This window comes from Aliiglaciecola sp. LCG003 (genome assembly GCF_030316135.1).
Lineage (GTDB): Bacteria > Pseudomonadota > Gammaproteobacteria > Enterobacterales > Alteromonadaceae > Aliiglaciecola.
In genome coordinates, this window is sequence record NZ_CP128185.1 from 1056249 (window position 1) to 1068191 (window position 11943).

The window sequence follows — 11943 nt, forward strand, 5'->3', positions numbered from 1 at the left end:
GCTACCAATTAACTTTGAGCGCTCCGACACCGTCCTAAAACACCTAGATTATTGGTTTTTTTATCTCGGCATACTTCTTGAAGTTAGTCCTGTCAATTAAGCGATTTTTCATGTTTTAGCCAAGATTGCATGTAAAAACGTCATTCGAGTGTAGAAGATACACGAAATAACCTTTGTCTAAGGAGAAAGTATGTCTAAGTATTTAAAGTTTCTGTTTATGATTGCTACGTCCACATTAGTGATGTTTGCGTTGATGTATCTGAACACTTACCAACTCAGTCATGTTTTTTATAGTGAGACCCGTACCTACATGGCCCTTTATATGGGAGCTGCGATGGCTGTTGTGATGCTTTTGTTCATGCTCAACATGTACAAGGACAAACTTAAAAATGGTCTGATTTTGGGACTCAGTATCACGGTATTTGCGATTTCACTATTTTTAGTGCGCAGTCAAATTACGGTTGACGACCAGTCTTGGATGTCCGCCATGATACCCCATCACTCAATTGCAATTCTTACTAGCGAAAGAGCAACCATTCAAGATAAGCGTGTTCAAGCCCTTGCTAACAACATCATTGAAGCCCAGCGGCGTGAAATTAAAGAGATGCAGTGGTTACTGAACGATATTGAAGTCAATGGTATAGCTGAGACGGAACAGCAAGCCCAATCTAGACCTGTGCCAAGCTTTGATGCGCAGTAGACAATAACCATTAAATTGAGATTATATTAAGGAGTATGTAATGACAGTCCCCGCACACCTTTACAGAATGGCAACGGATGAACATATTTGCCCTTTTGGCCTAAAATCAAAAGATTTGCTCGAACGAGCAGGATATATAGTTGAGGATCATTTGCTCACCTCTCGTGAAGAAACCGATGCATTCAAGCAGCAGCACAATGTTGATACTACACCACAAACATTTATCGATGATAAACGAATTGGTGGTTACGACGACTTACGTGAATATTTTAATAAACCAGAGGCTGGTCAGCAGGGCCGAACCTATACCCCAATTATCGCTATTTTTTCAGTAACCTTCTTACTCAGCCTAGCCTTTAGTTTTGTATCCAACATTGCGATATTTTCCATCACAACCGTTGAGCTTTTTGTCGCACTCTCCATGGCGGTGTTAGCAATTCAAAAACTCCAAGATCTGTATAGTTTCTCGAATTCATTTATTACTTACGATCTACTCGCAATGAAAGTGGTGCGCTACGCCTATGTTTATCCGTTTTTAGAAGCTTTCGTTGGAATAGGAATGATTGCTGCTCTACCCGTTTATTTGGTTGCACCTATCTCCTTGTTTATAGGCACCATAGGGGCGATATCTGTAATTAAAGCAGTGTACATCGATAAACGAGAACTTAAATGCGCCTGCGTGGGGGGGGATAGTAACGTGCCACTGGGGTTCATTTCGCTTACCGAAAATATGTTTATGATAGCTGCAGGTATATGGATGCTGGTTAAATAGCCATGCCTAAATGAGGCTGGTATCACTTTACCAGCCTCCTTGGAATTCTGTATCAAGAGGGTCAGTATCAAGAGGGTCCAGTATCAAGAGGGTCAGAGTAACTTGAAATATCAAGTTACTCTGACCCTCTTGATAGACCCTATTGATATTACTGGATGTATTGATATCAAAATGACTCCCATTATCCTTTGGTCTACTATCCAATAGAAGATATTTATCCTAAGCTTGCTGTATCATTTTGAATAACTGTTTTTATTTGAGAATGGCCAAAGATATTTTAGAAAAAAACCGACAACAGAATAGCTCTGACAATTATTCGTCGAGGCTTGAAGCCGTCCTCAATACGGTTATTGACGGTATTATTACTATTAATAGTCGAGGGATTATTCAAAGCTTTAACGCTTCTGCAGAGCGCATTTTTGGCTATGAGCCTGAAGAAGTCATTGGTCAGAACGTCAAAATGCTTATGCCAGATCCTTACCATACCGAGCATGACGGTTATCTGAGCAATTATCACAGCACAGGCGATAAGAAAATTATTGGTATCGGACGCGAAGTGGAAGCCCAGCGCAAAGACGGTAGCGTGTTTTCCATGGAGCTGGGTGTGAATGAAATGGACATTTCCGGTGAAAAAATGTTTGTTGGTACCATTCGAGATATCTCTGATCGTAAATTAGCGGAACAAGCGTTGAAAGACAATCAAGCTAAATTGCAGGCGATCGTTGAAAATACCGTTGACGGTCTCATTACCATTGATGAAAAAGGCCTGATAGAGACATTCAACAAGGCATGTGAAATCATATTTGGCTATCCAGCTGAAGAGGTCATCGGACAAAATGTAAAAGTATTGATGCCTGCCCCCTATCATGATGAGCATGACGGCTACTTAAAGAATTATCATAATACTGGCGAGAGAAAAATTATTGGAACTGGACGTCAGGTTGAAGGAAGAAAAAAAGATGGCAGTATTTTCCCACTTGATCTGTCTATTAGCGAAGTAAATGTCAAAGGACGTAAGATTTTCAGTGGAATTGTGCGGGACATCACTGAATTACAGGAAACGCAGAAACGCCTCGCTGCTGTTCTAGACAACACAGTTGATGGTTTAATAACCATTGATGAAACGGGAACCGTTGAGCATTACAATAAATCTTGTGAAAGCATTTTTGGTTATAAAGCAGTTGAGGTTATAGGCCAAAACGTCAAAATTCTGATGCCTGAGCCCTACCATAACGAGCATGATGGCTATTTAAAAAACTATCATGATACCGGCATTAAGAAAATTATTGGCAGTGGTCGTGAAGTTGAAGGGCAGCGTAAGGATGGCAGTATTTTTCCAGTTGATTTATCTGTTAGTGAAGTCCAAGTACAAGGGCGCAAACTTTACAGTGGGATTGTGCGTGATATATCTGAACGTAGGGCTGCTGAAGAACAGATTCAACAAGCAAACGCGGAACTTGAAGAGTTTTCTTATCGAACTTCACACGATTTAAGATCCCCACTGGTATCTTCAATAAGATTGTTAGAAATGGTCGACGATGCCATTCGCAAAGGTGAAACAGACCGGGCTTTGCAAAGCACAGCATTCATTCATGATTCCCTGCAAAAATTGGAAGAGCTAGTCAAAGATATTCTCCAGTTAACTCAAACTAAGAATGTCGATGAAAGGAAGAGTGTAATTGATTTCGTGAAGATTTTAGATGATGCACTGCATGATTTTAGCCAAATGGATAACTTTTCAAGACTTGTGATTGAGCGAATTCAACTTTTTGAAGGTGAAGTAAAGGTTGAAAAAAGTAGATTTGTTTTAATTGTTGAAAACTTAATTTCCAATGCAGTGAAATATCAGGATTTGAATAAAAAGACTTCATTTATCAAAATATCAACTTTCAATGAACAGCATAATTTTGTCCTGGAAGTTCGTGATAATGGCTTAGGTGTGCCAAAAAAACAGCAAGAGAATCTGTTTAAAATGTTTAAGCGCTTTCATCCTAGAACATCTTTTGGCTCGGGACTTGGTTTGTACATGATGAAAAAAAGTGCTGATATTTTAGGTGGAAAAATAACCTTTAGAGATTCAGGTGATGGAAGTGTTTTCAGACTTGAAATTCCCCTAAATAATTAATTCGAAGATACCCAGCGATGAGTAGCCAGTTAGCCAGGAGCAATGATGAGTATTAAATCCATTTTGATTATTGATGACAGCGAAGTAGATCAGTACCTTGCGAAATATATGATTGAACAGTTCAACTCCGATATTGAAATCATACATGCTTATGATGGCCAAGAAGCGCTGGAAATTCTGGCAGATTTGCCATCACAACCGGATATTATTTTACTTGATATCAATATGCCGCGTATGAACGGGCTTGAATTTCTTAATGAATATGACAAATGGCAAACTAAAAATTCAGTTGTCGTTATGTTGACGTCTTCGGATAGGCCAGTGGATCGGGAGCAATCTTTGGCGCATGAATGCGTCAGACAATATTTCACCAAACCAATTGATAAATCTGATTTGGAATGTCTGGTTCGATAATTTATCTAATTTCGCGAGCTTCCCTTTAAATATCATCAGCACATTACCTTTAGCCAATGGTGGTGCCTAAGTTTGAGTATTTTGGGGTCTATTTTGGGGTCAGAGTCTGAGGGATCCCCACGAATATTCAATCATTAAAATTGTCTGCTATCATAGTTCTGATATTTAATACCGCAGTTTCAAATTGCTCGCTGAGCAATTTGAAATGCTTATCTACGAAGCCTCTCAATCCTAAATAGTGAAACGATAATACTCGTCTAACCTTAACTGTGTTCGCTTGATAGCGACGGTGTAAACCAGCCGTGAACATTGCTAGACCTATAATGTTGGCCAGAATACTGGCAAGTGTAGCGATAAGGATGAGTACTGCAATGCGGTGTATATATCGGCTTTTATGGTGTTCAAAACCCAATCCAAATAAACTGCTTTTGATATCTCTAAACTCTTCTTCAATTTGCATACGCAGTCGATAAATAGCGACTATTTTTTTACCTAAACTTTTGGTGCGAGGAAGTGATGTGGCAATTAACCAAGGGTCTGTAGCACCTCTTGCATGGACCTTGGAACACTTAGATTGGCGGGCAATGTTATGTTGCGTTAAGCTATGTCGGCCTTTGCTTTTTCCTTTAAATAACACCAAGGTACATGCTAAAGGTTGGCTGCGGCAAATATGGCTAGTAAACCCTATAGGTTGACTGGTAGCTCGCTTATATAACTCAGAGGTATGCTCCCAGTCTTCTTTTTGATTAACATACATCATAGGCTTGCGGACTCTTCCTGCAAAGTCCCACCCCAGAGCAATGACCTCTTTAAACCAAGGGGTTTTATAGCCAGCATCTGTCACAATTATCGGTTTAGCATCGTCATCGATAATCGTCTTTAATTTTGCTAAAAACGCCTTGTGCGTGCACCGTTTTTCTTTCGTGCTCATATCATGAACTTCTTGATAAATAGCCACTCCTCGGCCATTAAAAGCTACCGAAGCCCTTAGCAAAAAACAGCCTTTATGCGTATCTAAGTCAGACCAGTCAATCAGAATAATAGGGCGTGATGAAGCATTCGTATATTGCGTATAGATGGCTTGATAGATAGGTAATTGTTCATTAATAATGTGTTTATTAGACAACAAGCGGTCCGCTTGTTTAATGCGATGTTTTTCATATGCTGAAGATGAAATACCGCGTCCCATGCTGGTAACACTGGCTTTAGCTCCATTTAGCAAACTGCTCACACAACTCGTTAATGACGCTCGTCTAACTTTATGCATTTTGGGCGTGACAGCTCTAAGGAACTTCTTCAAAATAACAACTTCATTCATGGTATTGGTCTTTAGTGATGTTTGGCGATTGATCTGATCACCAAGTACCGTGAATGTTCCAAATTATTTTAAATTACTTCTCTGTTTATTTCGTGGGGATACCTCAGGGTCAGAGTAACTTGAAATGTTGCATCCTTAACATCAAGTTACTCTGACCCTCTTGATGGAATATTCGTGGGGATCCCTCAGACTCTGACCCTCTTGATGCTTTGCAATGACATCAAGTTACTCTGACCCTCTTGATGATGAATAGCACTATCTTAACCTTTAGCGCAAAAGAAACGGCTTTTTTGCTTTGTCCCAATTGAGGGTTATTTAATCGACCAATTCCGCGAACACAATACTGCGGTTAAGTGTTGTTCATTTTTTAGCCGATTGAGTTGTTACCCCCTATACTAATAGTTCTTCGGTAAAACAATTTCACACATGGAGGGTGAAATGTTACCAATCAAAAAGCGCTATTCTGCTTTAATCATGTTTTCAATCACAATGCTACTTGCCATTGGCATTTCCAGTGCGATGTATTTTTTCAAGATCAAAAAGAATGAAGACTATCAAAACCGTCTGCATTTTCGTGAATTGAATGAAGTGAGTCGCAGTATTTTGCAATCAGCCGGTCAGCTATCGGAAATAGCCAAAGTTTGTGACAGCGAGGCCCAACCTGTGGATAGCTCAGAACGGGACAGGTTGAATGGTAACTCGGCTGCTCTCACGCAAAATGAGCTGAACAAAATTAGTTGTGATGTGCATTTAAAAAATAGGGTTGATCTGGCTAATCGCTCTGCGAATTTAAAAACACTAAAAATATCCCGTGCCCCGCAGGTATCGGAGAGTAAATTGGAAGAATCTAGCATTTATTTTGACCCTGGCGGCAAAACCTATGTGGCTGTGAAAATCAAAATTGAAGAATCAAATATCTATGCAGGCACATTAAAACCCAGTCGTGTATCCAATATTCTAGAAATGGATACCAAAGATCTGATTCCGGCCAATATAGAACGCTTCCCACTGGTGTTAATTACCAATGGAAAAGGCGTGGTTATTGGTTCTAGACAAATTAATCGCAAGGGAGTTGAGACGGCTGATTTACAATTTCAGGAAGTAAATAGTTTATTTAAACAAATTGCTTTTCAGCGAGCCATACAAGAAGGCAAAAAGGAATACGATAAATCCTACCAACCTACAACAAGTGAAATACTCAATACCCAGATTGGCGGGGTCGAATACCGTGTCTTTCTGCAGCCATCTAACTTAAGTGCTTATAGCACCAATACAAAAAAATTGTACCTAGTTGGATTGATCCCCGCCAATCAATTGAAGCTAGCCAAATTAAGTATATCGCCCAACACGGCGGTATGGTTTGTGCTGATATTGATAGGTTTAATTGCACTACTTCCGCTTATGAAACTGCGCTTTGTCTCTGTTAAGTACGCTTTTAGTCGCGGAGATGTAAGTCAGATTGGTTTGGGCTTGTTAGTGGCTATTGGCATTTCGAGCATAGGGATAAATCATCAGTTATTTTATGGCTTTTTAATGGACGACAAAGCCAAACAAGCAAAGCAGTTACACCAACAAATAACGGCAGAATTTGAACAAGAAATACATGCCCTCAATACATGGGGGGCAGGCTATGCAGGTAAGCTAACTAAGCGGTTGGATAACGGATACTCTGAGGCTTGCGAACCCGTTCGACCGATTGAAACCGTCATTACCAACAGAGCGGGTTCCGAAGGACAGTTCTACAGTTGTGTAGATTCAAACCTCGTAGTTAATCGGATTGATGGGGATGATCTGAAAAACTCTAACAGAGACGAACATTCTGCGCATAAAAAATCGGTAGAAAACAATGAGGCGTCGGATAAAGCTAGATATATAGACAACAAATTTCACTATGTCATTGAAGGTGCCTTTATTCTTGATAGTTCAGGACGTTTTGCTAACGGCTCGACAACTATTTGGAAAGAACGAAAATTGCTGGTTTCTCAAGATATTGAACTTTCCCACCGTCAGTATTTTCAACGTGCCAGAGATTGCGAAGTTTGGGGAGACATAGAGTTAGGCACTAAATGTAAAAAAGGTATAGTGTTTGAACGTATTAATAATGTCAGGGACGGGCGCAAAAACACGCAATTCGGCGTACCTTTAGATGACGCTAGTTTTGCAGAAAATAAAAACATATTTAGCTTTGGAACCCGCTTAAGGACGTTTTTTCATCGGGTAATGCCCGAAGATTTTGGCTACTTGGTGTTTGACCAGAACGGCAGTGTGGTGTTTCATAGCGATGAACAGCGTAGCTTAATCGAGAATGTTTTTGTTGAGACGGATAATAATAAGCAACTACATGCCTTTGTAGCAAATAAAGGCGGTTATGCTGGTGACAAAGGGCAGCCCATTGATTTCAATGCGGTCTATCGGGGCAAATCCCATTTGTTTGCCGTAGGTGATCTGTTTATCGATGAAAAATACAGCAATGCCCCTTTGACGTTAGTGGTTTTCTTTGACCAAAGCGGCGCATCTCTCAACAACATGTTATTGCTTTTTATGGCGCTGATCCTGTTCTTGCTGATTATTATTCCTTTATTCGTTTATTTCCGCTATGCCACCAGTCAGCCATTCTGGGCTAGTTTGTTGTACTACAATCCCAGACATTCCCAGCGCTATTTTGGATGGTTATTATTGCTAGTTGGGGCAAGCGTTTTTTGTTTGTTTATGATGGGGGTGGTATTTGATCTCACCCTAAGAATCAGTATATGGCTTTTGACTGCCGCACTGGTATTCAAATTAATTATGGGGGGAGTCGACCCAAATAAAACGGTGTTGCGGGGCTCAGTTCCAAGCATGAAGCTAATTATAAGTTTAGCGGCATTCCTAACCGTTGTTTGTTTTTCACTTGGGTTCATGCCAGCCAAAGCTCAGTTTGTTAACTGGTTGTTCCTGTTGATCGGGTTGGCTGCGTTTGGAGAGGCGATTATCACTTACCTGCGCGAACCCGTATTAGAGCCTACGTCGCTTAATGTCTTTGACAAGGAACGCTATTCAAAGATGTACCTTGGTTTTATGGTGGCAATTTTATTTTTTGTTTCCGCAGTGCCAGCTAGTTTAATCATAAATAGTGCTAATGGCTATATGTTGCAACACCAAGCCAGAGTACAAACACAGCATCTTGAAAAAGCGAAACTTAAATATCAAACGGAACTAGCCGATTACAAGTCCATTGTTGGGGAGTCTGCAAAAGATGGACTTATTGAACAGCACTGGTTATCTGCTGGCGCCCTTAGGGTAATGTTTCCGGGTTTTGAAGACTGGATCACAATGAATGATACAGACAATAATACCGATGCAGCAATCGAGGCAATATTTTCCAATATTGAGTTTGCAGATTCATTGCTAGCGGAAATCACCCATCTTGCTAAACGAGATCCAGGGGATGGCACAAATACAGGAATAGGTAATGACTCACAATCAGCCCATTTAACTGTGCACTATTCCCCTGACAAATTTATGCTACGTGCCAGTGCAGCCAATACGTTTTTTATCTTGTTTGCATTACTTGCACAAATATTTATTATTCATCGTCTGGTGGAGCTAATGTTGGTGCGACGCCTATTTGGTGATCACTTAACCAATGACTTTAGAATATCCTATCCGCGAGAGCAGGCATGTAAAGAACAAAAATGGAACAAGATTGTTGCGCGACTCTCACAAACTGAGCCCTTAAGGTTATTGTTACTGCATTCTACTAAACAACGTATTCTAGCTGAATTCGACAAACGAAAATGCAGGGTTTTCGAACAAACTGTTATCAATATAAAATCTATCCTCGGCCAAACAGATGGCAAATTTGATATTCTCAGCCGCCTCTCAAAAGAAGCAAAAGATCAACCTGAAGGGAGTAGCGAGCCTGTTATATTATTGCTCGAAGGCTTCGAGCAATTAGCCTTTGAGAAAGAAGTGCGTCGGCGCGCATTTAATTTGACTGAGATCTTAATTAAACAATCTCACCTACATGTGGTGATTTCCGCTGACACCGCGCCGATCTTTCGCCTGATCAAGCAAGATGAATATCCCAACTCAGATAACGCTATAATTTCTAACTCCACAGAAGAGCTAGGTTGGGCTCAACTATTTTGCCTATTTACCAAAAGTTATGATTGGACCCCTGGGCGCAAATACATGCCTCGTGCACCCGATGATGTACTTCATCTAATTGAAAATGAGGCTAATGGGTGGGCTGAACTTCGGGAAATTGAACAATCCTTCAAACAATATCATCGGCTCATCAAGCTGCACGATGAGCAGGCGAGAATAACCGAGGAAAACTTAAAAGCGGTGTGGAAACCATCACAAATAGTTGCGTTTTTTGCGATGCATGCGGGTGCTTTGTATCGCATGAAGTGGGAGCTGTGCACCAAAAATGAACGGTTCTTACTCTATCAAATGGCATCGGGTGCTAATGTGAATCCTTTGAATGCCGAGGTTTTGGAGCATCTAATGCGCCGCGGATATATCTATCGTGATGCTGGCTGGCATATAGTCAACGACAGCTTTAAACGTTTTGCCTTGCATGCCGAGCGTGAAGAGTCGATTAATGAATGGCAAGCAGATGCCAATACGGGCATCTGGTCTATGCTGAGGATCCCTATGTTCACCATAGTATTAGTGCTGTTGGTGGTGACAATTTTTAGCAGCGGGCAGGCAATTGATTCGGCACTTGGCATTTTGACCGCAGTATTGGGAATGATCCCATTATTGCTGGGTAATATCTCATTAATCAAAGGTGGCACAACTAGTTTTGGCCAATAGATATCTTGGGCGGAAGTTGTAGTTGGCATTAATAATCAGCGCCAAAGTACTAGTTCGCCTTTCCCTAAAATTGAATTTTGATTGTTTTTGGCGGTGCTATGTAGCACAAGCAAAGGGTCAGTTAGGTTATTTCTGTTTACAAATGTCATCTTAACTAACTGGCTTATCTCAACCTGCACTCACCCCAATGATTTCAGAAGCCACACAACGGATGATTTAAAACGTCATTTACATTACAATTCGCGCCCTGTTTTAGTTAACTCACAGTAAAGATGGCAGCAATAGGTATAGATTACGGGACGTCAAACTCCGAAGTCGCATTTTTTGATGGGCATAAGCATCATTTTTTTAAACTTGATCCTAGTCTAGATGCAACAAACAAGATCCGCTCATCTGTATTCATTTATTATGAAGACGATTTGCCGCTACCTCCCGCATCGATAATTGAAGCTAAAGTGTCGCAATTAAAGCGTGTCATCAATGAACAAATCGATAAGGCCAAACAGGGTTATTACGACGCGCAAGATCCCAGAGAACAGCAGCTTTACAGTGACAAAATAGACAATTTTAGGTCCGACTTTCATAATCGCCCAGCATTACAACGTCGGGCGATACAAATCTTATTGAAAGATATGACGGTACAAGATCTATCTCTACAACAGTTGGTTGAAACGGGAAAGTTTGCCTTCGGTGAAGAAGGGTTTAAACGTTATCTTAAAACCCCAGAGAAAGGTCGGCTGATCTACTCACCGAAGAACTTTTTGGGTGCCAATTTGGTTGCTGGTCAGCAGCAGGCCTTCGTCGGCATGATCGCTAAACAGCTTGAGTTTTTTCGCACCAGTGCAGAACAACAGTTACAACAACCAATCGATACAGCAGTGATCGGTCGTCCAGTAAAGTTTCACGGCACAAGAGGGGATGACGGCAACAAACAGGCTATTGAAATCATGTCGCAAGCAGCGAAGTTGGCTGGTTTTAAACACGTGGATTTTCTAGAAGAGCCCATTGCGGCGGCTTATAAAATTGAGCAATCTCTTGAGCAGGATACAAATGTGTTGGTGGTGGATATTGGTGGCGGGACTACCGATGTATGTTGCATTAAGTTATCACCAAACAAACTGACAAAACTTGACCGTCAGCAAGACGTATTGTCAGTTACCGGTACTCGATTAGGCGGAATGGAATGTGATAAAAACCTCATTATTAAATCTATTGCTCCTACTATGGGACAGAACTTAACGATTCAGAATGGCCTGCCTGTGCCTCCGACCTATTTCTCAGATATGTGCGCGGTGGATGATATTCCAAAACTGAATCGATTTTTCTCTCCCGAATATGGTTTGGAAATTGCGCAGACCATGTCTATTGTAAAAGAGCCTAAACTTCTAGAAAGACTGCTCACTGTGCAGGAAGAAAAGTTGTCAGCAAGGCTGGTGAACTCATCGCGTTTAGCTAAAGAGTTACTATCATCAAAAAATGAAATTACTTTGCCGTTACATTACATCGAGGCGGATTATGATGTGGATATTAATATCGAAGATCTGAGTCGTTCAATGCAACCCTGGCTGCGCAGAGTGAAACGCTTAGTGAGCGAGTGTTTAGAAAAAAGTGCTGAGCCGCCGCAGATGCTTTTTATTACGGGTGGTATGAGCTTATCACCCATTGTCAAACAGGAGCTGGAGCAAATCATGCTACCAGATTTGCCGGTGATCGAAGGGGATGCATTTAACTCGGTGTGCGAAGGCTTGGCGATTCAGGCTGCTAAATTAAGTCAAAGGTAAAAGTCTTTACAGGCTTGGCGATAAGAATTG

Annotated in this window: 7 protein-coding genes; 6 read left to right on the forward strand and 1 reads right to left on the reverse strand. The window is 41.0% G+C overall.

Annotated features, from left to right (window positions below):
- Positions 1-190 precede the first annotated feature (190 nt).
- From QR722_RS04420 to QR722_RS04435, 4 genes are all read left to right on the forward strand, one after another.
- The gene (locus tag QR722_RS04420) at positions 191-700 is read left to right on the forward strand and encodes a DUF305 domain-containing protein (protein ID WP_286285634.1); all 510 of its coding nucleotides are present in this window, start codon (positions 191-193) and stop codon (positions 698-700) included.
- Positions 701-740: 40 nt separating this feature from the next.
- A complete protein-coding gene (locus tag QR722_RS04425; protein WP_286285635.1) occupies positions 741-1472 on the forward strand; it encodes a MauE/DoxX family redox-associated membrane protein in 732 nt (243 codons plus the stop codon).
- A 262-nt stretch (positions 1473-1734) separates the two neighbouring features.
- A complete protein-coding gene (locus QR722_RS04430; RefSeq protein ID WP_286285636.1) occupies positions 1735-3597 on the forward strand; it encodes a PAS domain-containing sensor histidine kinase in 1863 nt (620 codons plus the stop codon).
- Between the two features lie 45 nt (positions 3598-3642).
- The gene (locus QR722_RS04435) at positions 3643-4011 is read left to right on the forward strand and encodes a response regulator (protein ID WP_286285637.1); all 369 of its coding nucleotides are present in this window, start codon (positions 3643-3645) and stop codon (positions 4009-4011) included.
- A 127-nt stretch (positions 4012-4138) separates the two neighbouring features.
- Here QR722_RS04435 and QR722_RS04440 read toward each other — a convergent pair whose 3' ends face one another.
- Positions 4139-5329 carry an IS4 family transposase gene (locus QR722_RS04440; RefSeq protein WP_286283783.1) on the reverse strand — a complete coding sequence of 397 codons (1191 nt, stop codon included), beginning with the start codon at positions 5327-5329 and terminating at the stop codon, positions 4139-4141.
- 438 nt (positions 5330-5767) lie between these two features.
- Here QR722_RS04440 and QR722_RS04445 point away from each other — a divergent pair, with 438 nt between their 5' ends.
- Together QR722_RS04445 and QR722_RS04450 are read left to right on the forward strand one after the other, a co-directional pair.
- Positions 5768-10132, forward strand: a complete 4365-nt coding sequence (locus QR722_RS04445; protein ID WP_286285638.1) for a hypothetical protein — start codon at positions 5768-5770, stop codon at positions 10130-10132.
- A 272-nt stretch (positions 10133-10404) separates the two neighbouring features.
- On the forward strand, positions 10405-11913 hold the full coding sequence (locus tag QR722_RS04450) for an Hsp70 family protein (RefSeq protein ID WP_286285639.1): 1509 nt from the start codon (positions 10405-10407) through the stop codon (positions 11911-11913).
- The last annotated feature ends 30 nt before the right edge of the window (positions 11914-11943 follow it).

Bases quoted from the DNA above. Each gene is read 5' to 3' on its own strand.
- QR722_RS04430 (WP_286285636.1), top strand. From the start codon at position 1,735: ATGGCCAAAGATATTTTAGAAAAAAACCGACAACAGAATAGCTCTGAC.
- QR722_RS04440 (WP_286283783.1), bottom strand. From the start codon at position 5,329: ATGAATGAAGTTGTTATTTTGAAGAAGTTCCTTAGAGCTGTCACGCCC.
- QR722_RS04445 (WP_286285638.1), top strand. From the start codon at position 5,768: ATGTTACCAATCAAAAAGCGCTATTCTGCTTTAATCATGTTTTCAATC.
- QR722_RS04450 (WP_286285639.1), top strand. From the start codon at position 10,405: ATGGCAGCAATAGGTATAGATTACGGGACGTCAAACTCCGAAGTCGCA.
- QR722_RS04435 (WP_286285637.1), top strand. From the start codon at position 3,643: ATGAGTATTAAATCCATTTTGATTATTGATGACAGCGAAGTAGATCAG.
- QR722_RS04425 (WP_286285635.1), top strand. From the start codon at position 741: ATGACAGTCCCCGCACACCTTTACAGAATGGCAACGGATGAACATATT.
- QR722_RS04420 (WP_286285634.1), top strand. From the start codon at position 191: ATGTCTAAGTATTTAAAGTTTCTGTTTATGATTGCTACGTCCACATTA.